Source organism: Pseudoalteromonas sp. GABNS16E (assembly GCF_028598715.1).
Lineage (GTDB): Bacteria > Pseudomonadota > Gammaproteobacteria > Enterobacterales > Alteromonadaceae > Pseudoalteromonas > Pseudoalteromonas atlantica.
On the sequence record NZ_JAQREZ010000004.1, the window covers coordinates 1 to 25,639 of the forward strand.

The window sequence follows — 25,639 nt, forward strand, 5'->3', positions numbered from 1 at the left end:
TAAGGCTGAGAGCCACACCACAAGCGAGAAAAAAGTTCCCCGAGCTGCCGGAGGAGATTGAGGCGCGGCTAATTACGAAAAAAGTGAAAGGAAAAGAGTGCCGAATTCTTACATCGCTTACCGATGTCATGCGTTACCCCAGTGACGAAATTGTAGACTTATACAGTCACCGCTGGGAAATTGAGTTAGGGTATCGTGAAATGAAACAAACGCTACTGAACAGTGAATACACGCTTAGAAGCAAACGCCCAGACATGGTTGAGCAAGAATTGTGGGGATTACTGCTTGCTTACAACTTGATAAGAGTGGCTATGACCGAAGCGGCTACACGTAAAGGTATCTGGCCAAATCAGCTAAGCTTCAGTGGGTGCTCAAGCGCGGTTGTAGCATTCTTACTTACAACAGGACTTACAAGCCCAGGAAAGCTCCCCGTGCTGTATGAAAATCTCATCACTCAGCTAACTTATTACGCACTTCCGACGAGGCGGGAAGATAGATTTTACCCTCGAAGGGTCAAACCCAAACCAAGTAAATACCCCACCAAAAAGAAAAATACCAGTCAGCTTAACTGACTGGCATTAGCCATATGGCGGTTTTTTTATTAAAACGTAGGGGCTAAATTATAGCTCACCTTCGTTTTCAGATAGGAACTTAGCAACACCTTCAGGGCTTGCGTCCATACCTTTTTTACCTTCTTCCCAACCAGCAGGACATACTTCGCCGTTTTCGCTGTGAAATGCTAGCGCGTCAACCATGCGGATCATTTCGTCGATGTTACGACCAAGTGGTAAGTCGTTCACTACTTGGTGACGTACGTTACCTTCTTCATCGATTAGGAAAGAGCCACGAAATGCAACGCCCGCTTCAGGGTGCTCAACGTCGTATGCTTTACAAATTTCGTGCTTAACATCTGCAACTAGTGCGTATTGAACTTTACCAATACCGCCGTCTGCTACAGCAGTGTTACGCCATGCGTTGTGTGAGAATTGTGAATCGATAGAAACACCAATTACTTCTACGCCACGCTTTTGGAATTCTTCGTAACGCTTATCAAATGCGATAAGTTCTGAAGGACATACAAACGTGAAATCTAGTGGGTAAAAGAAGATTACTGCTTTTTTACCTTTAATTGTTTCATGAAGGTTATAGCTATCTACAATTTCACCATTACCTAGTACAGCTGCAGCGGTAAAGTCTGGTGCCTGGCGGCCTACTAATACACCCATTTTATTCTCCAAATATTTTGAGTTTGTTGTCGATTGCATACGCAATGCTGATACTTATATGGGCGCTAAAAATTAAAAAACAATAGCGCCAACACATAATTACGTGGCATTTTAAATTTAATAAGGAAAAAAGAACAATCGTATTTAGCGATGTGCACAATCGAAAATACCGAACAGATATTAAAACTTTATTACGCCTATAAAAAAACCTGCATTTGCAGGTTTTAAAAATGGGCTAATCCATGATATCGGCAGGCATATCGCCTTTAATATTTTGCCAGATTTCACCGGTTTGATGGCCAAACTTACGCATCATTGAAATCGCGCCATCATGCTCACGGTTTTCAGCCAATACTGTTAGGTCTTTATAAAATTGACGTGCTAACTGGCGAGTGCCTGCGTCTGAGAAATAATGACAACCAATTTTAAAGTAAAACCCTCTAAAACCGTTAAGTATAAGTACGTAAATGCGGTTATTACCAGCGACAGCTAATTCGTGGTGTACTTTGTAATCGTAATCTGCAAAAGCTTGCGCAGTGTCTTCAAGTTCATCGCTTTTTGATAAAATCTCAATAACACGCTCAGGGTTAAGCTTTATCGCTGCACGGGTATAAATAGCACTAATATTAGTACGTGCAGATAATAACTGATCGGTCAGCTCTGGCATTTTGTCTTCATCTAAGCGCGCCAGCGTTTCGAGTATGTTTAAACCCGATGTTTCCCAAAAGTTATTCACTCTGGTTGGTTTGCCGTGCTGAATAGTTAGCCAGCCATCGCGTGCTAAACGTTGCAGTACTTCACGTAAGGTTGTTCTGGTTACACCAATTAACTCAGAAAGCTCACGCTCTGCAGGTAGAATTGAACCTGGAGGGAAATCGCCGTTCCAGATAGATTCAACTATATACTCTTCAGCAAATCCTGCTGGGCTTTTAGCTTTAAAAATTCTCATTCAATTCCCACTCGAATTAATCACAACTCATCGTTTTATACGAATAACTGACAGATTGTACCAGATGAAATATAACTAACAAGTAAACTCGTTTGATATAAGTGCCAACCAGCCGCTGAAAATTTCGCAATAGTAAATAATAAAATTCAACATGCTTAAATTAGGCCTAATTAGCTAAATAAATTAACCCTACTCATAGTAGGTACATTAATGCTATTGCTGTTTTTGCTTAACCATTACATTACTACAATAATTCCCGTGTGCGGCAACAAGCACATTCAAAAGTCGCATACAGCAGAGCATGTTAACTGTAACGTTTAAACAAGCCTTTTTAGCGAACCAATCTTATATTACATGTTCACTTAGCAAATTAATCTTAACCTTTCCCTAAATAGGATTGGCCAAAACCGCTTATTAATTTCATCTTAAAAAAAGCGACTTCGGTAGCTTTTTTACCCTTTTTGTTGCTCGTTACTTTATCCTAGTACATAATTCAACGTCTTATTTCAATGCGGATTTTTTATGAACTGGCTAGCACAACTCCCTACTCAACGTACTCCATGGCTACTATTTACAGGCATTGTATTTTTATTAGAAGTCACCGCACTGTTTTTTCAATACCAGATGGGACTTGCTCCATGCATTATGTGTATTTACCAGCGAACTGCGGTATTAGGCTTATTAGGGGCAGGCATTATTGGCGCAACTAAACCACAAAGTAAATTAGTACGCGCTATCGCTTATTTAGTGTGGGGTGTATCAAGTGTGTGGGGTTACTTTATTGCACGTGAGCACATTGAAATGCAAACAACCACCGATCCCTTTGCGTTTAGCTGTGAGTTTGAGCCAAACTTTCCTTCATTTATGCCATTGCATGAATGGATCCCAACCTTTTTTCAAGCCACAGGGGATTGCGGTAATATCGATTGGCAATTTGCGGGATTAAGTATGCCAGCATGGATGGAAATACTATTTGCGTTATTTACTATCACGCTTTTTGTAATTGTTACCACTCGCTTACTTACTAAAAAGACTATTTAATATGTTTACGTTTTTTACCAGTCAGCTGCCTGAACTAAAGCACCTTAAAGTGAGGCAGCGACAAGCCGTTGTTGCTATTGCGCTAAGCATGCTACCTGCCACCGATAGAGTGTTATTAAGAATAGTAAAGCTGATATTGCTCAGCCCATTGTTTTTATTATTTACTGTTTTTAAAGGGTGGGAACTCATTCCCTTTTTAATTTTAGGTGGCCTATGTTACCCGCTTTTAACAACCCCGATTGAAATAAACTTCGCTAAAAAATATTTAGCCAAAGCACTTGAGCAGTATTCACAGGGCGCTTAGCGCCCTGCCTATTATAAAGACACTTTTCCTTCTAGTTTAGCTACAAGCTTTTTACCTATTCCTTTTACGTTAGCTAAATCGCTCAGTTGGGCAAATTCGCCATTTTCAACCCTGTAATCAACAATAGCCTGCGCTTTTTTCTTACCAATACCAGGCAACTTGGCCAGCATTTCTGAATCGGCACTATTAATATTAATAACCGGCGCTTGCGGCATTTCAACCATAGGCTTATCTTCAACAGGGTTAGCGTGGGTAAACGCGCTAAAGCTTAAAAAGCTAATAATAAGTAGCGTTAATAGATTTTTCATTTGTCATTCCTTATTTTTGTTTATACCAAAGCGTTATAGTTAAACGGCTAATTTGGCTTTAAACATGTGCTTAATTTTTATTTGAGGAAATAATGTTAAATAAGGAGCAACGCGCATCACTTACATTATTTCCAGTGCATAATCACCTAAATCCGAAAACCTAAAATGCAGCTGGTACAACAAGTGATTGCTTAACTAAAGTAAAGTTACGCTTTTTTGTCAAATTGATGACAAGCTAAAAATGCACCGAATACTTGCAATTTTACACACAAACATTTACTGTATATAAAAACAGTGACCTGCGGGTCAGTAACCACATTACCACGCAATCAAGCAGGAGAGATCATGGCTGTTGTTGTTAAATATGTTGTAGAACGAAACGGAGTTGAGCGAATGACGTTTACTACTAAAAAAGAAGCGGATGCCTATGACAAAATGCTCGATATAGCAGAATCGCTTGAGGTGATGCTGGAAAAAGTAGATGTACCATTGAGCGAGCAACAGGTTGAATCGCTTGCGCTTGAAATTGCAAAGAGTAAAGATGACTTTATGGCTGTGTTAAAAGGCGCAAAAGAGCCCACTACAAAAAGTACAGCTAAAGCTAAAAAAGCCGACAACATAGCATCAATAAAAGATAACGACGAGCAACAAGCTAGCTAATTTGTGACTATTTTAAATAAAGGGCTGCTACTAAATAGCAGCCCTTTTTTATTAATTTTTGAACAGTTACAAATTTTTTCTGGCTTTTTAGACTGAAATTGATACATTAATCCGGTTAATAGCGAGTGTTTATGTGCCATGTCAGTATTTATTAAGTCTTTTTACCAAAAATTTTTCCCAGCCCGTCAGTTGCTTATTCGTCAAAATGGCGAAGTTAAGCATGTTGTTTTGGCGCCTTGGTTTCAGCTTTTTACAGTACTGCTTATTTTAGGCACTATTACTTGGGTCGGTATTTCTAGTTTTCGTGTTTATAGCCAAACAAATAAAATTACCGACATAGAACAAAGCCAAATTGACAAACAACAAGCGTGGCAAAAGCAGGTGAAAGAACAAAAAGCACTGCACGCTAAGCAATTAGAACAACTTGCAGTACTAGAGCAAAAGCAGGCACTTTTGCAAGGTATGATTGAATCCCTCCCCGCATCTATTAGTAAAGAGACAATAAAACTAGAAGAACAACTTGAATCGCCTGTTAATCAAGACAAAGGCGAGTTTCATGAACCACTTGTAGATGAAGAGCCGAGAGACAAACATGCCAGCCTTCTAACGCCAATCACTTTTGCCGCACGTTACGAGCGCTTAAATAAATACTACGAGCACAATTTTGCGCTTATTGATGCGCAAATTAATAAACGCCATGATGCAATTTTAGCGATGTTAAAAGGCGCAGGCTTAGAATCAGCCCTTGAACAACATTTAGCACTGGGCGCACAAACCACTGCGCAAGGTGGCCCGTTAGATGTATTTGATGAAACTAAAATACCAGGGCAGTTTTTAGCCATTGTTGATAAGCTATTATTACTTAACAACCTTGAAAACTTTTTAACAGAGCTGCCTAACTCACTGCCCTTGCCTGCAGCTAAATACTATATTTCGAGCAACTTTGGGTTACGTAAAGATCCGATGAACAACCGCCGCGCTTTTCACAAAGGTGTTGATTTAGCCGGCTGGCATAAAACCGAAATTTTTGCCCCTGCTGATGCACGTGTATTGCGCGCTGGTAAAAATGGCGGCTATGGTAACTTTATCGAGCTAGAGCACAAAAATGGCTTGGTCACCCGTTTTGGCCACTTAAATAAAATTAAAGTGAAAAAAGGCCAAACAATTGCTAAAAATGAGGTAATTGGATTAATGGGCAGTACTGGCAGAAGTACCAGCACCCACTTACACTATGAAGTGTTACTCGATGGCAAACATGTCAATCCTCTAAAAATAACAAAGGCGCTTTCTCGTGTTCGGTAAAAAAAAGCAACCAAGTAGTCAAACTACATTAAAAAGAGTAAATCATACCCCTTCTATTATTTCTGAAGATGTGCGCTTAACTGGCACACTTACAAGCCAGGGCGAAGTGCAGCTAGATGGCCGAATTGATGGCGATATAAAGGCAGAGCACTTAGTAATTGGCTCTACCGGCATTGTTGAAGGTGTGGTTGAAGCTAAAAGTGTCATTGTAAAAGGTAAAATTATTGGCTCACTAAACGCAAGTGAAGTGAATATTCAAAGCAGCGCTCACGTTCATGGCGATGTTTTTCACGATACACTAAGTATTGATGCTGGAGCCATTATTGAAGGCAGCTTAAAACAGCGCTTTGAAAAAGAAGAACCGGAATTTATTAGCGAAGATTTAAAGCCGGCTAAAGAAGTAAAAACTTTGCTTGATGATGCTGATAGCGACTTGTCGTTTGTTAATAAGCAAGCCGCTGATAAAGCCAAATCTAATTAAGCGCTCATTACTTTTTCTCGGTTATGTACATCGTAATATCTGCAGTGAACACCAGTTCATTGCGGGTATTGTAAAGCTTAACTGGCACCACTAAATCTTCTTTATCTACCCATTGGCGAGGCAAGTCGATTTCTGCAATAGCAGTTACATCGGTATCAACCTTTGCTAAATAGTGTACCGTCATTCCTTTTGGGATCCAGCGATGCGTTTTATAAGGCACGGTGGCATCTACCATTACACCAGCACACAGCTCAGCTAAGTTACATTGTGCAATAGCATGAATAGTCCCAATATGGTTATGCACACTACGGCGGTTTTTTACGACAGCGCTACAGTGCCCTTCTCTTAAATCGAGCACGTAAGGTTTCATTGAGCCAAAATACGGGGCTTTTATGCATACCGCTTTGCTAAACAACCAATTGCCAAAAGGTAAGCGTTTAAATTTAAGCCAGGTTTTTAAAAGGGCTGATTTATTACTCATTGTTATTTCCCATTTAGTGTTTATAAATTCAAATTAACACATCAGACCAGTTAAAAAAAGCGCAATTCACCGCGCTGTTAATCCTAATGTCATGAAATATTTATCACAATAAAGCGTGGCTCACTCATAAGCCCTTTCTTTTTTATATGCGGGCACCTAAAATAGCCAGCAAAAGGAGACCTAATGCAAACACAGCCCGCTAAACCTAACTTAATTTTATTACTCATCTTAGCGTTACTCGTAATATTTTGCCCTATGGCAATTGATATTTATCTTCCCGCTTTTCCAACTATTGCCACGCAATTTAACGTTACCGAACAACAGGTTCAGCAAACAGTAGCTATTTTTATGCTGACTGTGGGTTTAGGGCAATTAATTGCAGGGCCGCTTGCTGATAAGTTTGGCCGAAAGCCGGTAGCGGTTGTAGGTGTTAGCTTGTATGCAGGCTCTGCCTTACTTGCCTACATGGCACCCTCTTTTGCTGTATTAATGTTTGCACGCGCTCTGCAAGGGTTAGGCGCATGTGCTACGTTTGTTGTTGCTTTTGCTATTGTACGTGATAAATACGGCAGCGAACGCAGCGGGCAAATGATTACCTATTTAAATGGAATTGTGTGTTTTATTCCTGCGCTTGCGCCTATATTAGGTGCTTGGCTTACCGTGCAATTTGGCTGGCGCATGAACTTTATGTTTTTAACCTTGTTTGCGTTAGCGGGCCTGGTCATTACGCTCACCTTATTTAGAGAAACCCGCCCTGCTGATAGTCACTACCAAGGGCATATATTGGACTTACGCCGGTTTGTGCCAATATTAAAAACACCGATATTTTTATTTAATAGCTTACTGTGTATGGTCGCCATGTCGGCGATTCTTGTTTATGTCACCTTGGCTCCTGGGTGGATCATTACACACTTAGGGGGCACCGTTGCCGACTTTACTTTTTGGTTTACGCTCAATGCAGTATTAAGTATTGTAGCCAGCTTTATTACCCCCATTTATATTAAACGTAATAGCCAAAAAGCCCTGCGCGTTGGGGTTACAGTATTGGTGGCCTCTGGCATATTAATGATTGCGCTTAGCCATATAGAATCGGCCATTGCGCTTATGCTACCTATTTTAATTGCAGCACTTGGTTTTGCCCTGAGCTTAGGCTCTGCGGCTGGAATGGCGTTATCGCGTTTTCCAAAACAAGCTGGTACAGCCTCTGCCTTAATTGGTGCTATGCAAATGAGTGGCGCTAGTGTGCTTGTGTTTTTAACGCAATATTTAGGCCTTAGCACACCTTGGCTAATTGCTTTTCATTTATTGTTACTGGCACCACTTTGGCTAATTTTAATGAGTAAAAAAGCCCATACATTGCACCCGGTTAATACATGATCAACCCTGATTTTTTAGCATCATTTTTACTAGCGAGCTTTTTAATGGCGGTGGCCCCAGGGCCATCAAACGCATTTTTAATGGCGCAAACATTTGCCAATGGCAGAGCGGCAGGTATGCAAAGCGCATTTGGCTTTGCTTTAGGTGGAGTAATACACACATTTTTTGCTGTTATTGGATTAAGCGCGGTATTAAAAGCCTCGCCCACCGCTTATAGTGCAGTACAGTACTTAGGCGCGGCTTATTTGTGCTATTTAGGGTTTGTGATGATTAAAAGCACTTTTTCGCAGCCAAATACCACGGATTACGCTAGTGATGATAAGCCTCATGTAAGCACCAGTAAAAAGCCAAATGTCATGTTTCAAGCCATGATGACCGAGGTATTAAACCCTAAAGTAGCGTTATTTTTTATTGCTTTTATCCCGCAGTTTGTAGACCCAAGCTTATCATCGGCAACATTTCAATTAGCTTTTTTTGGTCTGCTCTACCCTATTTTTGCTTTCCCAATTGACTGTACGTATATTTACTTTGGCGACAAAATAGCGCAATTTTTCAAAAAATACCCACATAGCCAACTTTGGATAGACCGAGTGACCGGCATGGTATTTATTGCACTGGCCATTAATTTATTATACTAATTACACTAAATTGGTATTACTTAACCAAAGCCTTGGTTACTCAACAAAATAAGATGCAGCATGGAACAAAAAAAACAATCGCTACCCGCTAATAAAAATATTGCCTTAGTTGCGCATGATGGTAAAAAAGCCGCGCTTAAATTATGGTGCGAAAAACACAAAGAAGCCTTAAGCAGACACACCTTATACGGTACTGGCACCACAGGCCATTTAATCGAAAAAACCACCGGGCTAGAGGTTATTCAGCTATTAAGTGGTCCTATGGGGGGCGATCAACAATTAGGAGCTAAAATTGCCGAGCACGAAATTCATGTATTGGTGTTTTTTTGGGATCCGTTGGCATCGCAACCACACGACCCTGATGTTAAAGCACTACTGCGTTTAGCTGCTGTTTGGAATATTCCCGTGGCCTGTAATGAAGTCAGCGCCGACATGTTATTAAGCTCGCCTTTAATGGACACTGAGCTTGAACGTACTTTGCCAGATTACGAAAAATACCTCGCAACCCGACAAATCAGTCTTTAAAACCTTTTAAGCTACTTATAAAGCATGCTGGCCCATTTTGTTAGGCCAGCCGTTACACTACCAAAGTGATCGCCATTTAGCATTTTAATATCACCTAAATGCTCACTTAACGCGGCTTTAATAAGTGGTGACTGCGCACTCCCCCCTGTTAAATAAATAACGTCTGGGGTGGTTCCTGCATCGGTAATTGCTTGTTTTGCTAACGTTACTATTTGGCTAATGCTACTTTCTACTGCAACCGCCAAATCGCTTACCGATAGGTTTTTACTAAGGTCATTATCTAAAAAGCGAAGATCGCAATCAAAAGCATCTGCCGATGAAAGCGCTATTTTAGCCGCCTCACCTTGCTGTACTAACTGATGGCCCTGTTTATTTTGCTGTAAATGAATTAAGCGTTTGAAAAGCGCAGGTGCACTTACATCGCGTAATTGGGCAGTGAGTTCTCGGTAGTGGCTTTCACTATAAAACTGACTTTGTAAATTTACATCATTAATTTTACAGGCTTGCCAAAAAGGTTGGTTTGGTAAAGGTAGGCCCGATTTAAAGGTACTGCCTAAACCAAGCAATGGCATTAAACCATGAAAACTAAGCGCTATATCTAAGTCATTCCCGCCAACTCGCTTACCGCTGTGGGCTAAAAAGTCATTATCGCGCTCACTGTTACCTCTAAAGCTTGGCCCCATTTGTACAAACGAGCAATCGCTGGTACCACCGCCAATATCAATAACCAGCACTTTTTGGTCTTCCACTAAACTACTTTCGTAATCAATCCCTGCTGCAAGCGGTTCGTATAGAAACTCCACGTCTTTAAAGCCCGCACGCTTAGCTGCGCGCTCTAAAATACCTACAGCTTGCTGATTTGACTGCTCACCGCCAACGGCCTGAAAGTTAACTGGACGACCAATAACCGTTTGCGTAAGTGGGGTTTTAAGTGAAAGCTCTGCGCGTTGCTTTATTTTTAAAATCATTGCGGTAGCAATATCTTCAAAAAAATTGATTTGCCCTTGCTTTAAGCCTGTGGCACCAAAAAACGATTTAGGTGATTTTACAAAGTAGCCTTCTTCAGGAAACTGCACATATTCACTAATAGCTTCACGGCCAATAAAAAGCGTTTCATCTGTAGGTTGTAAATCAAGATCTGACTTAATACGTGGGAGTGTATTTAATAAAGCTTGGCGCTGCGTTAAAAAGTCATGCTCGTGTGCAGTGCCTTTTACATGCTTTGCCACAAAGTCGACAACTAATGCGCTATGGTGTGTATAAAGAGTAGAAGGTAAATAATGCTTTCCTTGCTCAAGTGGCACTAACTGTACTTCCTCTTGCTCCATAACACCCATGGCACAATTAGAACTACCGTAATCAAAACCTACAAACATACTTCACCATACATTAGAAAAAGGCCGCGCAATTTAGCATACTTTGCCAAAATTATAAACGCTAATGACCCTCCCTCACCCTTAAAAAGCTCGCAAAACGTGGTAAGCCATGCTTTGTTAACCCATGGTACCGATACGTTACCGTGCTACCTATAGCCGGAGGTGTTTGGCGCTGTTTGTTACTAAAGCCCGTGCCTATTTTAAATATTTGCCCATGAGGTGTTTTTACTTTTAATGCACCTAACATACCGGTGTATTGTCCTTTACCCGGTAAATGTGCAATAACAACCGCTTCAGCATCAAGGTAGGGCTTTAACTTTAATAATGTATTACTGCGCCCGCTTTTATGTTTAGCATTGGCTAAATGCAGCATCACCCCTTCAGCCCCTTGCTTAGTTAAATCTTCAAAGTACGCTGTTAATTGGGCTGTGCTAGTAAAGCGGTGTTGCTTAACTGCAGTTATATGCTGCTTATTGATTTGTTTTACCAAGGCTTGGTAGTTTTTATAACGCGCACTAAAAGGAAGGGTTGAGTCTGGCATATCAAATATTTGATAGCGTATAGCGTGCCAATCTGAATTACTGGGGCGTTTAGTTCTTACAATCCCACTGACCAAAGAAAATTGAGTGCGCGCTATCCACAGCTCCCCATCTAACCAAACATTTGGTAATGGCGCCGTAAACCAGCTCGGGGCGTTAATCGCATTTCCTTTACGGGTAATAAATTTATCGCCCGTCCATATTGCTCTTACACCATCAAATTTTTCACTAACGAGGTATTCACTAATATTGCCATGTTTAGATTCATCATATACTTTTGCCAATAACACCTGAGGCTGCGCCGCAAAAACAAGCGATGAGCCAATAAAGATGACAATGAAAAGTAAGTACTTTAGCTGAGCCATTACTGCATCCCTGCAAATAAAATAAGGCTTTAACTATAGTTGAGATTCAACCCACTGCCAAAACTCACCTAGGTCAGCCATTTTGTAGGTCGCCTTACTAAAGTCATGGTCAACTGTATGATGATTTGCAATCGCAACGACTCTAACCTGTGCATTAGTTGCAGCACAAACGCCCGTAAAGGTGTCTTCAACAGCAATTGCATGCTCTGGGGCTACATGTATGTGTTCAAGCGCTAAAAGATAAGGATCGCCTGCTGGCTTTGGATTTGTTACATCGTCTTTTGTCACTACAGTATCAAATAACTCATAAAAACCTAGCCCTTTTAAAATAGGCATAGCTTCGCTGCGAGCACTGCCGGTAACTAACGCCATTTTTAGCCCACTGTTTTTAACAGCGTGTAAGGTTTGCTCAGTAAAAGGCATAACAGGCGGTAAATTAGTTTTCACGTATTCACCAAATAATCTATATTTTTCATCTGCTAAAAATTGTGCACTGACGGCTAAATTATGCTCATTTTTAATATCAATTGCTGCTTCTAACGTTGGGCGCCCTGAAAAGCGCTGACAAAACTCCACTTCGTTATAACTTACATTGTAGGGTGCAAGCAGCTGGCTCCAACACTCAAAGTGCATGCTTTCAGAGTCAACTAGTGTGCCATCCATATCAAACAATACTGCGTTTAAGCTCATCCTCATTCCTTAAATTTTAACGTTAAAAAAAGGCGCCTTGGCGCCTTTATAATATTATGCTGTTAAGCCAGCAGGTGGCTCAGCAAATGCTTCTTCACCGGTTTCAACATCAACCAATTCGTAGCCTCGGGCTTTGCGCACAACCTTAAGTACTGGTTTTTCTAGCGCCGTTTTTAAACGATCGGCATCAGCTGCTAACTCATCTAGCGTTGTACCAAAAGGTGCTGCGCCTGTTTCTGACCAATTAGTTACTTTGCCATTTAAGTTATATTCTACTTCGTGTATTTGGTATTGCGCTGCTTCATCTTTCGTTGCTTCACAAAAAATTACACGGTAGTTCCAAAATCCAGCCATTTTTCTATCTCATCAAAGTTAATTAACGCTACTTTACCAGCTTTATAAAAACATAAAAGCCTGCACAAGGCAGGCTTTTAAAAATTAATAAAATTTAAGGTTATCTTTAGAAGAAGTTAACTTTAAATTCAGCACCAATGTAGCGCTCTTCATTAACAATACCCGTATTGTTATTGAAGTCTACCGCACCAATTGCTTGTTGCTCATCAAATAAGTTACGAACAAATGCAGATACTTGGTACTCGTAGTCACCTTCAGCCCACTCGTAGCCTGCACGTAAACCTACTTCTGTTAATGCTTTACCTTCAAATTCTACTGAATCGTATAGGAACATGTTAATTTCGCTACGGTAAGAAATATCACCTAATGCGAAGAAGTTACCATCTTCAAGCTCTTTCGTATAACGAAGCGTAAAGTTAGAGATCCACTCTGGCGCATGCGGTAAGCTGTTGCCATCTAGTACGGCTAAACCTGCATCGTTAATAGGGTCATTCACGATACATTGAGCACATACCGCTACAGCTAACTCATCATCTTTAATTTCAGTCTTGTTGTAGCTTAAGTTAAATGTTGCATTAAACTCATCGCTTAATACCCATTCTGTATCTAGCTCAAAACCGTAGCCTGTTGTTTTATCAGCGTTAACTAGGCGGTTAAAGTTAGCACCACCACCTACAGCAGTAAGCTGTTGGTCGTCCATTGTGTAGTAAAATACCGTTGCATTAACACGGCCTTGGCCGTCAAGAACGTCTGATTTAATACCGGTTTCGAATGAAGTAACGGTTTCTGACTCAGCCGTTGTTACGTCATCACCAAATAAAATACGACCTTGTAAGCTAGGCGCGCGGAACGTGTTTGCTACACGGCTGTACCAGTTTACATCGTCATTAACTTTGTAGTTTGCAGATAAATCCCAGCTTACGTGGCTGTCACTTACACTACGCTCTACGTATAAAGCACCACCGCCAATTGGGCTAATTGTACGGTCTGCAACAAAATCTTTTTCGTCATCAGAGTAACGAAGACCCGCTGTTACTTTTAACTTATCTGAGAAGATGTAATCTACTGAGCCGAAAATAGCCCATGCTGTTGTGTCTTGTTGTTGCTGAACATAACCGTTTAAAGCGCCAGCAGGTGAAGAGAACGTATCGTAACTAAAGTTTTCGATTGTAAGCTCTTCATCAAAGTAAAAAAGACCAACTTGGTAGTTTAAGTCACCGCTGAAGTTACTAGCAAGGCGAAGCTCTTGCGTTAACTGATCTTGCTCTGGAATGCCATCCGCACTTTCTGAAGAAAACGGAATAAAACCTGGACCCATGTAATCAGGGATATAAGAAGCACCGTAACCGCCGTCAATATCTGCACGTGAGTATATTTCTGCACTTTCCCAACCTGAAATAGAGGTTAGCGTGTATTCATCGCTAATATCCCACTCAAGCTTTAAGCTTGCGCCTTCAGATTCAACTTGCTGGGTATTGCGTACAGCGGCATCTTGATAAACAACATCATGCTCGTAGTTGTCTACTAAATCGTTTGAGCCTGATTCAATAACGTTTGCACGAAACGCAATTGGTGAGCCGTCTAGGTCACGCGTGTGGTAGTTTAGAAGAGCAGTAAAGTCATCGCCTTCGTATAAAAACTGAATACGCGCTGCTTTTTCTGTGTAGCCGCCCTGCTCGTCTTTCGCTTCAAAGCCAGGCGCTTGGTTGTCGATGTAATCATCTTTATCTTGCCATAGCAAAGAAACACGTGCAGATAAACGGTCAGTTAATGCACCACCTACAGCGCCTTCTGTATCTACAGCGCCACGGCTACCGTAAGAAACAGCACCGTAACCTTCAAATTCTTGGCTTGGTTTAACAGTATCAAATTTAACTAGGCCAGCCGGCGTATTACGGCCAAACAAAGTACCTTGTGGACCACGTAGTACTTCTACACGCTCAACATCAAATACTGGAAAGCCTTTTAAAATGGCATTTTCTTGAACCACTTCATCAACAACTAATGAAACAGGTTGTGAAGCATTAAGATCGAAATCGGTATTACCCAAACCACGAACATAAAAACGAGGGAAAGAACGTCCAAACGATGATTCGATTGAAAGACTTGGGATTTTCGCACTCATAAAGCGAATATCCATACCAGCAGAACTATAAGCATCAAGGTTATCACCTTGTAATGCAGATACAGCAACAGGCACTTCTTGTGCATTTTCTACACGTTTACGAGCAGTAACTTGAATAACTTCTAATTGGTTATTTTTTTTTGCAGTTTCTTCTTCAGCAGCAAGAGTAGAAACAGAGGTACCAGCTGCAGATAATAAAGCAGCATTAATTATGGTCGCTATTGCAGTTTTTTTGATTGCTTTCATGTCGGGTATAAACCTTTTGTATGCACTCTTGTTCAACGGTTTTTTGTGTTGCGCAATGTATTCATTGCGGGCTCGTACAATTTTTCGCGTCTAGCTTTATGGCGCGCGGACCTCATCACCGAGAGTACAAAAACGGAGTAATGAGGCTGAACGAACGATGAAGATTATACCATCGTATTACAAATTTACTGCATAAATATGTACAAAAAAGTAAACTTTTTTGCAACATTTAACCTCATTTTATAGCTTTTTTACCCGCTTTTAGATGCAAAAGACCAATAATGCGGACATATGTCCTTTCCTTCAAAACCCACTTTAAAGTAGCAAACTGCATATTTTTACAAATAAACCCAAACTAGAAACGCCCAGTTAAAACCCGTTAATGCTTGCTAAATTTTTAAGGCTAAATTCATTGAGTACGCTTTAACGCAATTTCTCCATCAATGTGAATATCGCGCTGTGGAAACGCAATCACCACATCGTGTTTTTCAAAAACAGCATAAATACTAAAACGGATATCACTACGTACTTTTCTGAGCATGGTTTCTGACTCTGCACAAACCCAAAAAATTGCATTAAACACCAGTGAGCTATCAGCAAAGTCGTCAAATAAAACAGAGGCTTTTGGATTTGTTAGTATCGCATCATGATCATCAAGTACTTGTTGAATTAACGTTTTAACTAACAATACATCGCTGCCATAAGCAACACCTACGCTAACCGAAGAGCGGGCATTACCGTCTATTAAGGTCCAGTTAGTCACTGTGTTTTCTAAAAGTTGCGAATTAGGGATTAACATATGCACACCATCGTTACGGCGAATGCGGGTAGAGCGCGTATTAATAGTTTCTACTACGCCCTTTGCATTACCTACTTCTAAAAAGTCCCCAATACGAATTGGCCGCTCCCACATTAAAATCCAGCCACTAATAAAGTTATTAATAATGTTTTGCGCACCAAACCCGACTCCAATGGCTATTGCCCCTGATACAAATGCAAAGGCCGTAAGTGGAATACTTAAAACCTCTAACGAGGTAAAAATTAATATTGCGATACTCAAAATAAAATAAATACGCGTAAATAGATGAACCGCGTCTTGGCTGATTTTTTTTGCCAACAGTGTTTTTTTAATAAGTTTGCCAATGCGCGTTACTACAAACCACATAGCAAATAAAATTAAAGGAACTTGTATAACCTTAGCCACAGTGATGTGTACATCGTTATAGGTAAAAATAACCAAGCTGAGATAATGTTGAATGTGTTCGAGCGTCATGTATTTTCCAAAGTATTATTTATTGTTTGTTATTTGTTCAGTAAAAATGAGTGTGGTTCAGTCTTCGCTAAGCTTAGCACGGCATAATAGTGTTAAAACGCTAAGTTAATAGGTTTAACGTTTTTGTTTAAACAATTTATTAACTCTTTATTGCACCGAGTGCTATATAAATAGTGTACAAGCACTGGAGATTACATATGTCACAACTTACTCTAAATCAAAGACTCGCTACTTTGCAGCCGCAGGTAGATTTAAATTTGTTTGAAAGCAGCCTAGATTACCGCAATAAAATTTTGTGCCTTCTTGCTGAGCAAGAACAAACACTTGCTACTATTAATAAAGAATTTGGCCAGCAATCTAATAGCTTTGGTTCTGAAAAACGCTTTGTTCTTGGCTATAACTAGCCTTTAAAAAACACACACAATACGATATTTAAGTAGCCTTACGTTTATTTTTAAGGCTACTTTTACCTCCAAATCGCATTTTTAGTAGCTAATTTGCGTTTAAATCCCGCTTAATACCGATAAACTTTATTGTATAAACGCCAAAATTTGATAAGTTAACTGGGTTTTCGACTCGAAAAGCCTATTTCGGCTCATCTTTTTATGGAGTTATTATGCGTAAAACACTGATCGCCACTACTATTGCTAGTGCCCTAATCCTATCTGCTTGTTCATCTAACGAAACTCAGAACACAGCTAAAGAGAGCGCAGCACAAGTGCAAGATATGAACGCAAACAATGTATTATTCAAACCAAGCCCATTACAATACATGGCACCAGAGTTTGATAAGTTTGGTACAAAAGACTACGAAGCAGGCTTTGATGCAGGTATTGCTCAGCACACTGCGCAAGTTCAAGCTATTGCAAACAACCCAGAACCAGCAACATTTGAAAACACACTTGTTGAGATGGAAAAGTCTGGTGAGTTGTTAAATCGCGTATCTGCTGCTTTTTACAACCTATCGGGTTTAATTTCAGATGACGAATACCAACGTATAAGCAAAAAAATGGCGCCGGTATTATCTGCTCACTCTGATGACATTTACCTAAATGGTGCGTTATTTAAGCGTGTACAAACTATTTACGACAATAAAGATGCGCTTAACGCTGAAGATCAACGCTTAGTTGATTTCTACTACAAGCAATTTGTAAAAGCCGGTGCTAAGTTAAGCGATGCTGAAAAAGCAAAAATGCGTGAAATAAACGCTCAGCTTGCAGAGCTATCTACTGCGTTCTCTCAAAACATTTTAAAATCGTTTAAAGAAGACGTTATTGTTGTTACAGACAAATCTAAACTTGCTGGCCTATCTGAAGGTGAAATTGCAGGCCTTGCAGCCGCAGCTAAAAAAGCAGGCAAAGACGGCTACATGATCACCCTGGTTAATACTACTCAGCAGCCTATCTTATCAAGCCTTGAAAACCGTGAGCTACGCGAGCAAATTTTTAAAGCCTCTACAAACCGTGCTGCTAAAACTAACGGCTCTATCATTATTGAAGAAACTAACCTGCGTGCACAAAAAGCAGAGCTGTTAGGCTTTAAAGATTGGGCATCGTATGTAATGACTTCGCGTATGGCACAAACAACCGATAACGTGTACGGTATTTTAGATGACCTTGCACCAAAAGCTGTTGAAAAAGCCAAAGCAGAAGCGGCCGCTATCCAAAAAGTAATTAACGATTCTGGCGAAAGCTTTGAGCTTAAGCCATGGGATTGGGCCTTTTACGCAGAAAAAGTACGTGCTGAAAAGTACGACCTAGATCCTGCGCTAGTTAAGCCTTACTTTGAAATGAACTCTGTGATCCATGATGGGTTATTCTTCGCAATGAACAAGCTTTACGGTATCACCTTTAAAGAGCGTAAAGACTTACCTGTTTACCACGAAGATGTAACAGCGTACGAAGTATTTAACGCAGATGGCAGCGCTATTGGTTTATTTTACATGGACCCATACGCACGCGAAGGTAAGCGTGGCGGTGCATGGATGAGTGCATACGTAAGCCAAAGCGGCTTAAAAGGCACTAAACCGGTTATTTACAACGCACAAAACATTCCAAAACCAGCGGAAGGTGAGCCAACGCTAATGACCTTCGACGAAGTATCGACTATGTTCCATGAATTTGGTCATGCTGCGCACGGTTTATTCTCAAATGTTAAATACCCAAGCCTAGCGGGTACTGCTACAGCACGTGACTTTGTTGAATTTCCTTCACAGGCACACGAAGACTGGATGATTGAACCTACCGTACTTGCTAACTACGCTAAGCATTACAAAACAGGTGAGCCAATTCCACAAGCATTACTTGATAAAGTACTAGCATCGCAAAAATTCAACCAAGGCTTTGGTACTACTGAATACTTAGCAGCTGCTTTACTAGATATGGAATGGCACTCATTTGGTTCTGATAAAAAAATCAGTGATGTTCAAAAGTTTGAAAGCGATGCGCTAAAAGCACACGGTATTGATTACTACCCAGTGCCACCGCGTTATAAATCAAACTACTTTAGCCATACTTTTGCCGGTGGTTACTCAGCAGGTTACTACGCCTACCTATGGACTGAAGTATTTGCAGCCGATGCGTTTGCCCATATGGAAAATAACGGTGGCCTAACCCGTGAAAACGGTGACAAGTTCCGTGAAGAAATCCTATCAAAAGGTAACAGCCGCGACTTAATGCAAAGCTACATTGAGTTTAGAGGCCAAAAACCAACAACAGACGCACTTCTTAAGCGCCGTGGTTTAGTTGATTAATAACCTCGTTTATTAATTTTAACCTTATAAAAGCCCGCTTGCGGGCTTTTATTGTTTATAACAGATAAACTAACCACACTATAAATTATAAAAAACGACAATTATGGGCTATTTATTTGCAGTTACCCTACTTTGGGCTTTTTCATTTAGTTTAATTGGTGTGTACCTAGCAGGCCAAGTTGATGCGTGGTTTAGCGTATTAATACGAGTTGCATTAGCCACATTGGTTTTTTTACCCTTTTTAAAACCTAAACTTACCTCAAAACCACTCGCACTTAAGCTAATGCTGATAGGCGCTGTGCAACTGGGTGTTATGTACAGCTTTTACTATCACTCCTTTTTATTTTTAAGCGTACCCGAAGTGTTGCTCTTTACCGTTATGACGCCGCTTTATATAACGCTTTTAAACGATGCACTTAATAAGCATTTTAATCCTCGCTTTTTTTCGGTTGCGCTTATTGCCGTACTGGGCGCGGTAGCTATTCGCTGGGAAAGCCTCAATAGTCATTTCATCATCGGTTTATTACTGGTTCAGGGTGCCAATATTAGTTTTGCCACCGGACAAGTAACTTATAAACGTTTAATGGCCACTAATCAGCTGGATGACAAAACCGTATTTGGTTGGTTTTTTATTGGCGCCTTAGTGGTGGCGAGTGCTTGCTACGCTTTATTTGGCAATACAAGCAAATTACCGAGTACACCTACCCAGTGGGGTATTTTAATATATTTAGGTATTGTAGCCTCGGGCCTTGGTTACTTTTTATGGAACAAAGGGGCAACAAAAGTAAATGTGGGAGCATTAGCCGTTATGAACAACGTGCTTATTCCTGCCGGTATTATTGTTAACGTGCTTATATGGAATAAAAATGCCGACATTGTGCGCTTAAGTATGGGGGGTGCAATTATGTTAGCGGCACTGGTAATTAATCAAATAGGGACAAATAAACAGAACGTCACATCCTTGTAGCTAATTTGTCATTGAATGCGATTAGGGTTGAATAAAATAACGTTAAGGAACAAACATGAAACATCTCACCCTAATAACAAGCTCAGTAATACTTGCACTACTGAGCGGCTGCGACGACGATGTCGAAGTTGTAGAAAAAGACGTAGTCGTTACAAATACCACCGTTGAGGTTGTTGAAGTACCGACGCCTGTAATTGTTGAAGTTGCAAAAGGCGAGGCGCCTGATATTCAATTAGGTACTCGTGCCGACTACCTTATTAACGATATGGCACAGAGCGATTTAAAAACAAAATTAGAATCGTGTACAGATGGGCCATTTTACCGTACAGATTTTTCTATTGGGCATCGTGGTGCGCCAATGCAATACCCTGAGCATACAAAGGAGTCTTATATAGCTGCGGCGCGTATGGGTGCAGGTATTGTCGAGTGCGATGTAACCTTTACCAGCGACAAAGAGCTCGTGTGTCGCCACTCTCAGTGCGATTTGCACACCACCACCAATATATTAGCCATTCCTGAACTTGCTGCTAAATGCAGTGTGCCTTTTACTCCAGCTAACGCAGCAAGTGGCACGCCTGCCACCGCTAAATGCTGCACAAGCGATATCAGCCTGAGCGAATTTTTAACGCTTGAAGGTAAAATGGATGGCGCCAACACCCAAGCCACTACTGTTGGTGAATATATGCAGGGCACACCCAGCTGGCGCACCGATTTATACGCCACAAGTGGAACATTAGTAACCCATAAACAAAGTATTGAGTTATTTAAAAGCTTGGGTGTAAAAATGACCCCAGAGCTAAAATCGCCGCAAGTGAGCATGCCTTTTGAGGGAATGACACAACAGCAATACGCGCAAAAAATGCTTGATGAGTACACGCAATTGGACGTACCAAGCAGTGATGTGTACCCGCAATCGTTTAATCTCGATGATGTGAAATATTGGATAAATAACAACCCCGACTTTGCAAATCAAAGCGTATATTTAGATGGCCGTGACAGCGAAGCGGGCTTTGATCCAAGTAACCCTGCAACGTGGCAACCAAGTATGGAAGAGCTAGTAGCCGATGGCGTTAAAATATTAGCGCCCCCTATTTGGATGATGCTCACCATAGACAACGAAAGTAATATTGTCCCCTCACAATACGCCATTGACGCAAAAGCTGCAGGGCTTGAACTGATAGCATGGAGCCTTGAGCGCTCGGGGCCTCTTAACGAGGGCGGTGGCTACTACTACCAATCAATCGCCGATGTTATCGATAACGATGGCGACATGATGACGGTGGTTGATGTACTCGCGCAGGATGTCGGGGTTATGGGTATATTTTCGGATTGGCCTGCGACCGTAAGCTACTACGCAAGTTGTAATAAAATGCCTGCAAGCATTTAAAAAACCAGTATCAGTGGTCGTTTATTTTTTTGCGCTCAGTTACCATAACCTTATTAATTATTTAACTGAGCGCTTTTATGATAACCCAACACCATAATACCGACCTAGCCACCCCTACAGGCTTAATGCGTACTACCGTTTACCGCCCACAAGCAGCTGGCCAATATCCAAGTATTATTTTTTACTCGGAGATTTTTCAGCAAACCGCGCCTATTGCGCGCAGCGCTGCTATTTTAGCAAGCCACGGCTTTGTTGTATTAGTGCCTGAGGTATTTCATGAGCTAAACCCGATTGGTACTGTACTTGCGTACGATGACGCGGGTAAAGATAAAGGCAATGCCGATAAATGGCAAAAGCCACTTGAGCACCACGACAGCGACACACAAGCACTCATCGACTTTGTACAAAATCAAGATTACTGCACTGGCACAGTGGGCGCCATGGGTGTGTGCATTGGTGGGCATTTAGCTTACAGAGCCGCATTAAACCCACACATAAAAGCTGCATTTTGTTTATACGCCACCGATATTCATAGTGATACCTTAACTGCTAATGCAGGTAACAATTCGTTTGAACGCATGGCTGATATTCAAGGTGAAATACACTTTATTTGGGGTAAGCAAGACCCACATGTACCGCAACAAGGCCGAAGTAAAATTTACCAGCAATGTGTAGCCACGGGTATTAATTACCACTGGCAAGAAGTAAACGCACAGCATGCGTTTATGCGTGATGAGGGCGAGCGTTACGATGCCGCGCTTGCAATTACTATGTACCAGCAAGCGGTTGCATTATTTAATCGTACTTTGTAATTAAGTGCGGTTTTACGTGCTTTTTAGCATGCCCAGTGCAGTATGCTGTTTAACAAAATATGCTTTTAAATAATCAATAAACAACCTGAGCTTTTTGGAGCCTGCCGCCCCAGGTGGAAACACGCCATAAAGCTCAATATCTTTTGTTTTATAATCATCGAGTATTATTTCTAACAGCCCTGCTTGCACTTTAGGCCACGCATCATACAACGGAATGCGCCCAAGCCCGTGCCCGGCCTCTACAAACGCGGTACGCGCGGCGGCATTATTGGTGCTTATGCCGCCTTGTAGTATTACATCGTATTTTTTGCCCTCTTTGCTAAGGGTTAATGTTTTACTGCTAAGTTGGTACACCACCCATTTATGCAAGGCTAATTCAGCTGGCGTTTTAGGTTTGCCAAAGTGTTCAAAATACTCAGCTGAGCCACAAATACAGGTACTCATGGTGGTTAGTTTGGTGGCTTGTAAGTTTGAGTCACTTAAAGCGACCCCACGAATAGCAATATCAAAGCCGTTTTTTATTATATCAACCACATCATCGGTTAGTTGCAGGTCTATTTCAATTTTGGGGTATTGGCGTTTAAACGTATTAATTGCAGGCACAATTAGTTGCATGCCTACATTAACGGGGCAGCTAATTTTTAATACTCCTTGTGGCTCACTTTTAATGTTTTCTATTTGCTGATTAGCTGCGTTTGCTTGTTCTGTGATCACTCTACAGCGCTCATAATACGCAATGCCAGCCTCAGTTAGCGCCATAGTGCGGGTTGAGCGATTTAGCAGCGTAACTTCTAATTGCGTTTCTAATTTTTTAAGGTGATAACTTACCACCGCACGCGTTAACCCCAACTGCTTTGCAGCCGCGGTTAAACTGCCCTGCTCGACAATTTGCGCAAATACCACCATGCTTTTAAGTTGCTCAAACGACACTTTCATCACAAACTCACCAATGATTATTCAACCCAATAATTGTATCAATAATTAAACCAATAAAGTTAAATTTATCATCGTTGTTTAAATCCTTTTAAGTGCATATAGTTATTACAGCACCTTGGTTAACACCAAGCTTTAATTTACTCACTAATCGAAGGAATATTGTTATGGCTAAAAAAATACTTATGGTACTTACCTCACATTCAGAGCTTGGCAACACAGGCGAAAAAACAGGTTTTTGGGTAGAAGAATTTGCAGCACCTTACTACGCATTTGTTGATGCTGGTGCAGAGGTAACACTTGCATCCCCTGCGGGTGGCCAACCGCCGATTGACCCAACTAGCACGCTTTCTGACTTTGAAACCGATGCAACAAAGCGCTATGACAACGACAGCGCAGCACAAACACTTATGGCAAACACCAAAAAGTTAAGTGAAGTAAACGCCAGCGACTTTGACGCGGTATTTTACCCAGGCGGCCACGGCCCACTATGGGATTTAGTAGATAACAGCGATTCAATCTCACTTATTGAAAAGTTTGTAAAAGAGCAAAAGCCAGTAGCGGCTGTTTGCCACGCAAGTGCAGCCTTTTTAAATGTTAAAGATGCAGACGGCAATGCCTTAGTTGCAGGTAAAAAAGTAACAGGCTTTACTAACTCAGAAGAAGCTGCCGTGCAATTAACAGACGTAGTGCCATTTTTAGTTGAAGATGAACTCATTAAAAAAGGCGGCGATTATCAAAAAACCGACGACTGGGGCGTATTAGCGCTCGAAGATGGTTTAGTGATTACAGGCCAAAATCCAGCAAGTTCAGAGCTTGCTGCAAAAAAACTATTAACTAAATTAGGTTAAAATACCCCCTGTGCGCGGCGCATACCGCCGCGCTTATTAAATCGCTTTTAATAGCGAAAACATACTCCTATACTGGTACAAAATAATCCTACTAAGGCGTTTATATGCCAACTACCCCATCATCATCTTCACTGATAACCAGTACGCGATTTGCAATATTTAGCGTAGTTTTTATATGCCTAATACTACAGGTGATCAATAGTTTACCTGGCATTACGCTTAATGGTTTAGGTATTTACCCTCGCAGCGTTCAAGGGTTAATCGGTATTTTATGCGCCCCATTTTTACATGGCAGCTGGTGGCACTTTGCTAGCAACATGTTGCCTTTTGCTGTACTAAGCTGGCTAATTTGCCAATACAGTGTAAAACGCTTTTATACCGTGTTTATATTTACTGCGTTAATTGGCGGGCTATTAGTGTGGGCCTTTGGTCGAAGTAGTTTTCATGTTGGATTAAGCGGCGTTATTTATGGTTTATGGGGATTTATACTGTGCTATGGCGTGGTTATGCGCTCGTTTAAGTCTATTGTTATTGCCCTAGTAGTGGCAGTGCTTTACAGCGGATTTATTTGGGGCGTGTTACCACAACGCTTTCATGTCTCGTTCGAAAGTCACCTTTTTGGTGCGTTAAGTGGGTTCTTTTTAGGGTATAAACTTGCCAAAGCAGATAAATTAAAAGCACGATAATTTTTTCATTGCCTTTAATTAATTTTTTACGCCCCCAGCTTGTTATCTATGAGTATATAAATTAATTACATTTTTAAATTGAGGTTATTTATGAGTAATGAACACGAATACACGCCGCCTAAAGTTTGGACGTGGGACAGCGAAAGTGGTGGTAAATTTGCTAATATTAACCGCCCTATTGCCGGCGCCACTCATGACAAAACCTTAGAAATTGGCAAGCATGCGTTTCAACTTTATTCATTAGCCACGCCTAATGGCCAAAAAGCGACCATTATGTTTGAAGAGTTATTAGAGCTTGGCCTAACCGATGCCGACTACGATGCCTATTTAATTAACATTGGCGAAGGCGACCAATTTGGCTCAGACTTTGTTGATATTAATCCAAACTCTAAAATTCCTGCGCTAATGGATCACTCTACCACGCCACCAACACGCATTTTTGAGTCAGGTTCAATTTTACAATACTTGGCAGAAAAATTTGATGTGCTAATCCCAAAAGATTTTAAAGCCAAGACCGAGTGCCGTAATTGGCTATTTTGGCAAATGGGTTCAGCGCCTTATTTAGGTGGCGGATTTGGTCATTTTTATAGCTACGCACCAACAAAAATGCGATACCCAATAGACCGTTTTACTATGGAAACTAAACGCCAGCTCGATGTATTAAATCGCCACTTAAGTGAAAACGAATACATGGCGGGTAGTGAATACTCTATTGCCGACATTGCCATTTGGCCTTGGTATGGCTCGTTGGTGCTTGGAAAATTATACGACGCCGCTGAGTTTTTAGATGTTGCCTCTTACACTCATGTAATGCGCTGGGCAGAGCAAATAGCAAAGCGTCCCGCTGTTAAACGTGGTCAACGTGTTAATCGCACTTGGGGCCCTGAAGAAGAGCAACTTAGCGAACGACATAACGCCAGCGACTTTTAATCTAACAGCCCATAACAAGACATTGTGTTATGGGCATTTTTTTATTTAAAATCTGCATTTT

General features: G+C 41.1%; 28 protein-coding genes. 17 read left to right on the forward strand and 11 right to left on the reverse strand.

Features of this window, described 5'->3' with window-relative positions:
* Nucleotides 1-572: transposase (locus tag PSI06_RS02810; protein ID WP_273604976.1), on the forward strand; the 572-nt coding region annotated here is incomplete at its 5' end.
* A gap of 48 nt (nt 573-620) precedes the next feature.
* On the opposite strand, the gene PSI06_RS02815 is transcribed toward PSI06_RS02810, so the two are convergent.
* Together PSI06_RS02815 and fadR are read right to left on the reverse strand one after the other, a co-directional pair.
* Entirely contained in the window at nt 621-1,226 is a 606-nt protein-coding gene (locus PSI06_RS02815; protein WP_004587374.1) for a peroxiredoxin, read from the reverse strand.
* A 235-nt stretch (nt 1,227-1,461) separates the two neighbouring features.
* Nucleotides 1,462-2,175, reverse strand: coding sequence for a fatty acid metabolism transcriptional regulator FadR (fadR, locus tag PSI06_RS02820; protein ID WP_273602906.1), 714 nt, complete (start codon nt 2,173-2,175; stop codon nt 1,462-1,464).
* A 522-nt stretch (nt 2,176-2,697) separates the two neighbouring features.
* Between fadR and dsbB the strand changes: the two genes are divergently transcribed.
* Nucleotides 2,698-3,216 (forward strand): disulfide bond formation protein DsbB, encoded by a 519-nt coding sequence (gene dsbB, locus PSI06_RS02825; RefSeq protein ID WP_273602905.1) that lies wholly within the window; start codon nt 2,698-2,700, stop codon nt 3,214-3,216.
* A gap of 1 nt (nt 3,217) precedes the next feature.
* Nucleotides 3,218-3,520: a DUF6170 family protein gene (locus PSI06_RS02830; RefSeq protein ID WP_004587377.1), complete on the forward strand. Its 303-nt coding sequence runs from the start codon at nt 3,218-3,220 to the stop codon at nt 3,518-3,520.
* Between the two features lie 11 nt (nt 3,521-3,531).
* Here the strand turns inward: PSI06_RS02830 and PSI06_RS02835 are convergent, their stop codons facing one another.
* Nucleotides 3,532-3,828, reverse strand: coding sequence for a ComEA family DNA-binding protein (locus PSI06_RS02835; protein ID WP_004587378.1), 297 nt, complete (start codon nt 3,826-3,828; stop codon nt 3,532-3,534).
* Between the two features lie 345 nt (nt 3,829-4,173).
* On the opposite strand from PSI06_RS02835, the gene PSI06_RS02840 reads away from it, so the two are divergent.
* From PSI06_RS02840 to PSI06_RS02850, 3 genes are all read left to right on the forward strand, one after another.
* Entirely contained in the window at nt 4,174-4,488 is a 315-nt protein-coding gene (locus PSI06_RS02840) for a YebG family protein (protein ID WP_004587379.1), read from the forward strand.
* Between the two features lie 138 nt (nt 4,489-4,626).
* Nucleotides 4,627-5,790, forward strand: a complete 1,164-nt coding sequence (locus PSI06_RS02845; protein WP_273602904.1) for a M23 family metallopeptidase — start codon at nt 4,627-4,629, stop codon at nt 5,788-5,790.
* Nucleotides 5,780-6,271: a bactofilin family protein gene (locus PSI06_RS02850; protein WP_273602903.1), complete on the forward strand. Its 492-nt coding sequence runs from the start codon at nt 5,780-5,782 to the stop codon at nt 6,269-6,271. Before PSI06_RS02845 ends, PSI06_RS02850 begins: the two co-directional genes overlap by 11 nt.
* Nucleotides 6,272-6,278: 7 nt before the next feature.
* Here the strand turns inward: PSI06_RS02850 and PSI06_RS02855 are convergent, their stop codons facing one another.
* Nucleotides 6,279-6,752: a hotdog fold domain-containing protein gene (locus PSI06_RS02855; RefSeq protein ID WP_029773430.1), complete on the reverse strand. Its 474-nt coding sequence runs from the start codon at nt 6,750-6,752 to the stop codon at nt 6,279-6,281.
* Between the two features lie 183 nt (nt 6,753-6,935).
* Here PSI06_RS02855 and PSI06_RS02860 point away from each other — a divergent pair, with 183 nt between their 5' ends.
* Genes PSI06_RS02860 through PSI06_RS02870 form a run of 3 tightly spaced genes read left to right on the forward strand, consistent with a single transcriptional unit; the run spans nt 6,936 to nt 9,292 of the window.
* On the forward strand, nt 6,936-8,129 hold the full coding sequence (locus PSI06_RS02860; RefSeq protein ID WP_055252998.1) for a multidrug effflux MFS transporter: 1,194 nt from the start codon (nt 6,936-6,938) through the stop codon (nt 8,127-8,129).
* Nucleotides 8,126-8,767 (forward strand): LysE family translocator, encoded by a 642-nt coding sequence (locus tag PSI06_RS02865; RefSeq protein WP_273602902.1) that lies wholly within the window; start codon nt 8,126-8,128, stop codon nt 8,765-8,767. The genes PSI06_RS02860 and PSI06_RS02865 overlap by 4 nt, the downstream gene beginning before the upstream one ends.
* Nucleotides 8,768-8,827: 60 nt before the next feature.
* Nucleotides 8,828-9,292 (forward strand): methylglyoxal synthase, encoded by a 465-nt coding sequence (locus tag PSI06_RS02870; protein ID WP_004587385.1) that lies wholly within the window; start codon nt 8,828-8,830, stop codon nt 9,290-9,292.
* 11 nt (nt 9,293-9,303) lie between these two features.
* Here PSI06_RS02870 and yegD read toward each other — a convergent pair whose 3' ends face one another.
* From yegD to PSI06_RS02900, 6 genes are all read right to left on the reverse strand, one after another.
* Complete coding sequence (gene yegD, locus PSI06_RS02875) at nt 9,304-10,668, reverse strand: molecular chaperone (RefSeq protein ID WP_256850688.1); 1,365 nt, start codon at nt 10,666-10,668, stop codon at nt 9,304-9,306.
* Between the two features lie 61 nt (nt 10,669-10,729).
* Nucleotides 10,730-11,572, reverse strand: a complete 843-nt coding sequence (locus tag PSI06_RS02880) for a DNA ligase (protein ID WP_273602901.1) — start codon at nt 11,570-11,572, stop codon at nt 10,730-10,732.
* 33 nt (nt 11,573-11,605) lie between these two features.
* Nucleotides 11,606-12,262 (reverse strand): HAD family hydrolase, encoded by a 657-nt coding sequence (locus PSI06_RS02885; protein ID WP_024034235.1) that lies wholly within the window; start codon nt 12,260-12,262, stop codon nt 11,606-11,608.
* A 54-nt stretch (nt 12,263-12,316) separates the two neighbouring features.
* Nucleotides 12,317-12,616, reverse strand: a complete 300-nt coding sequence (locus PSI06_RS02890) for a hypothetical protein (protein ID WP_004587389.1) — start codon at nt 12,614-12,616, stop codon at nt 12,317-12,319.
* 106 nt (nt 12,617-12,722) lie between these two features.
* Nucleotides 12,723-14,987, reverse strand: coding sequence for a TonB-dependent receptor (locus PSI06_RS02895; RefSeq protein WP_024034236.1), 2,265 nt, complete (start codon nt 14,985-14,987; stop codon nt 12,723-12,725).
* A 409-nt stretch (nt 14,988-15,396) separates the two neighbouring features.
* Entirely contained in the window at nt 15,397-16,260 is an 864-nt protein-coding gene (locus PSI06_RS02900; RefSeq protein ID WP_024034237.1) for a mechanosensitive ion channel family protein, read from the reverse strand.
* 197 nt (nt 16,261-16,457) lie between these two features.
* Between PSI06_RS02900 and PSI06_RS02905 the strand changes: the two genes are divergently transcribed.
* The 5 genes from PSI06_RS02905 to PSI06_RS02925 all read left to right on the forward strand — a co-directional run bounded on the left by PSI06_RS02905 (nt 16,458) and on the right by PSI06_RS02925 (nt 22,178).
* On the forward strand, nt 16,458-16,664 hold the full coding sequence (locus tag PSI06_RS02905) for a hypothetical protein (protein WP_004587392.1): 207 nt from the start codon (nt 16,458-16,460) through the stop codon (nt 16,662-16,664).
* Nucleotides 16,665-16,876: 212 nt separating this feature from the next.
* Nucleotides 16,877-19,012, forward strand: a complete 2,136-nt coding sequence (locus tag PSI06_RS02910; protein ID WP_273602900.1) for a M3 family metallopeptidase — start codon at nt 16,877-16,879, stop codon at nt 19,010-19,012.
* Nucleotides 19,013-19,115: 103 nt separating this feature from the next.
* Nucleotides 19,116-19,979 carry a carboxylate/amino acid/amine transporter gene (locus tag PSI06_RS02915; RefSeq protein WP_273602899.1) on the forward strand — a complete coding sequence of 288 codons (864 nt, stop codon included), beginning with the start codon at nt 19,116-19,118 and terminating at the stop codon, nt 19,977-19,979.
* A 55-nt stretch (nt 19,980-20,034) separates the two neighbouring features.
* Entirely contained in the window at nt 20,035-21,366 is a 1,332-nt protein-coding gene (locus tag PSI06_RS02920) for a glycerophosphodiester phosphodiesterase family protein (protein WP_248462568.1), read from the forward strand.
* Nucleotides 21,367-21,443: 77 nt separating this feature from the next.
* Nucleotides 21,444-22,178 carry a dienelactone hydrolase family protein gene (locus PSI06_RS02925; RefSeq protein WP_273602898.1) on the forward strand — a complete coding sequence of 245 codons (735 nt, stop codon included), beginning with the start codon at nt 21,444-21,446 and terminating at the stop codon, nt 22,176-22,178.
* A gap of 12 nt (nt 22,179-22,190) precedes the next feature.
* Here PSI06_RS02925 and PSI06_RS02930 read toward each other — a convergent pair whose 3' ends face one another.
* Nucleotides 22,191-23,114 (reverse strand): LysR family transcriptional regulator, encoded by a 924-nt coding sequence (locus PSI06_RS02930; RefSeq protein ID WP_024034243.1) that lies wholly within the window; start codon nt 23,112-23,114, stop codon nt 22,191-22,193.
* Nucleotides 23,115-23,278: 164 nt separating this feature from the next.
* Here PSI06_RS02930 and PSI06_RS02935 point away from each other — a divergent pair, with 164 nt between their 5' ends.
* The 3 genes from PSI06_RS02935 (at nt 23,279) to yghU (ending at nt 25,578) form a co-directional block, all read left to right on the forward strand.
* Nucleotides 23,279-23,962, forward strand: a complete 684-nt coding sequence (locus PSI06_RS02935; protein ID WP_024034244.1) for a type 1 glutamine amidotransferase domain-containing protein — start codon at nt 23,279-23,281, stop codon at nt 23,960-23,962.
* A gap of 104 nt (nt 23,963-24,066) precedes the next feature.
* Nucleotides 24,067-24,648, forward strand: a complete 582-nt coding sequence (locus PSI06_RS02940) for a rhomboid family intramembrane serine protease (RefSeq protein ID WP_273602897.1) — start codon at nt 24,067-24,069, stop codon at nt 24,646-24,648.
* Nucleotides 24,649-24,738: 90 nt separating this feature from the next.
* The gene (yghU, locus tag PSI06_RS02945) at nt 24,739-25,578 is read left to right on the forward strand and encodes a glutathione-dependent disulfide-bond oxidoreductase (RefSeq protein WP_273602896.1); all 840 of its coding nucleotides are present in this window, start codon (nt 24,739-24,741) and stop codon (nt 25,576-25,578) included.
* Nucleotides 25,579-25,639: the final 61 nt, after the last annotated feature.

Coding starts and splice junctions, on each gene's coding strand:
- PSI06_RS02815 (WP_004587374.1), bottom strand. CDS start 1,226: ATGGGTGTATTAGTAGGCCGCCAGGCACCAGACTTTACCGCTGCAGCT.
- fadR (WP_273602906.1), bottom strand. CDS start 2,175: ATGAGAATTTTTAAAGCTAAAAGCCCAGCAGGATTTGCTGAAGAGTAT.
- dsbB (WP_273602905.1), top strand. CDS start 2,698: ATGAACTGGCTAGCACAACTCCCTACTCAACGTACTCCATGGCTACTA.
- PSI06_RS02830 (WP_004587377.1), top strand. CDS start 3,218: ATGTTTACGTTTTTTACCAGTCAGCTGCCTGAACTAAAGCACCTTAAA.
- PSI06_RS02835 (WP_004587378.1), bottom strand. CDS start 3,828: ATGAAAAATCTATTAACGCTACTTATTATTAGCTTTTTAAGCTTTAGC.
- PSI06_RS02840 (WP_004587379.1), top strand. CDS start 4,174: ATGGCTGTTGTTGTTAAATATGTTGTAGAACGAAACGGAGTTGAGCGA.
- PSI06_RS02845 (WP_273602904.1), top strand. CDS start 4,627: ATGTCAGTATTTATTAAGTCTTTTTACCAAAAATTTTTCCCAGCCCGT.
- PSI06_RS02855 (WP_029773430.1), bottom strand. CDS start 6,752: ATGAGTAATAAATCAGCCCTTTTAAAAACCTGGCTTAAATTTAAACGC.
- PSI06_RS02860 (WP_055252998.1), top strand. CDS start 6,936: ATGCAAACACAGCCCGCTAAACCTAACTTAATTTTATTACTCATCTTA.
- PSI06_RS02865 (WP_273602902.1), top strand. CDS start 8,126: ATGATCAACCCTGATTTTTTAGCATCATTTTTACTAGCGAGCTTTTTA.
- PSI06_RS02870 (WP_004587385.1), top strand. CDS start 8,828: ATGGAACAAAAAAAACAATCGCTACCCGCTAATAAAAATATTGCCTTA.
- yegD (WP_256850688.1), bottom strand. CDS start 10,668: ATGTTTGTAGGTTTTGATTACGGTAGTTCTAATTGTGCCATGGGTGTT.
- PSI06_RS02880 (WP_273602901.1), bottom strand. CDS start 11,572: ATGGCTCAGCTAAAGTACTTACTTTTCATTGTCATCTTTATTGGCTCA.
- PSI06_RS02885 (WP_024034235.1), bottom strand. CDS start 12,262: ATGAGCTTAAACGCAGTATTGTTTGATATGGATGGCACACTAGTTGAC.
- PSI06_RS02890 (WP_004587389.1), bottom strand. CDS start 12,616: ATGGCTGGATTTTGGAACTACCGTGTAATTTTTTGTGAAGCAACGAAA.
- PSI06_RS02895 (WP_024034236.1), bottom strand. CDS start 14,987: ATGAAAGCAATCAAAAAAACTGCAATAGCGACCATAATTAATGCTGCT.
- PSI06_RS02900 (WP_024034237.1), bottom strand. CDS start 16,260: ATGACGCTCGAACACATTCAACATTATCTCAGCTTGGTTATTTTTACC.
- PSI06_RS02905 (WP_004587392.1), top strand. CDS start 16,458: ATGTCACAACTTACTCTAAATCAAAGACTCGCTACTTTGCAGCCGCAG.
- PSI06_RS02910 (WP_273602900.1), top strand. CDS start 16,877: ATGCGTAAAACACTGATCGCCACTACTATTGCTAGTGCCCTAATCCTA.
- PSI06_RS02915 (WP_273602899.1), top strand. CDS start 19,116: ATGGGCTATTTATTTGCAGTTACCCTACTTTGGGCTTTTTCATTTAGT.
- PSI06_RS02920 (WP_248462568.1), top strand. CDS start 20,035: ATGAAACATCTCACCCTAATAACAAGCTCAGTAATACTTGCACTACTG.
- PSI06_RS02925 (WP_273602898.1), top strand. CDS start 21,444: ATGATAACCCAACACCATAATACCGACCTAGCCACCCCTACAGGCTTA.
- PSI06_RS02930 (WP_024034243.1), bottom strand. CDS start 23,114: ATGAAAGTGTCGTTTGAGCAACTTAAAAGCATGGTGGTATTTGCGCAA.
- PSI06_RS02935 (WP_024034244.1), top strand. CDS start 23,279: ATGGCTAAAAAAATACTTATGGTACTTACCTCACATTCAGAGCTTGGC.
- PSI06_RS02940 (WP_273602897.1), top strand. CDS start 24,067: ATGCCAACTACCCCATCATCATCTTCACTGATAACCAGTACGCGATTT.
- yghU (WP_273602896.1), top strand. CDS start 24,739: ATGAGTAATGAACACGAATACACGCCGCCTAAAGTTTGGACGTGGGAC.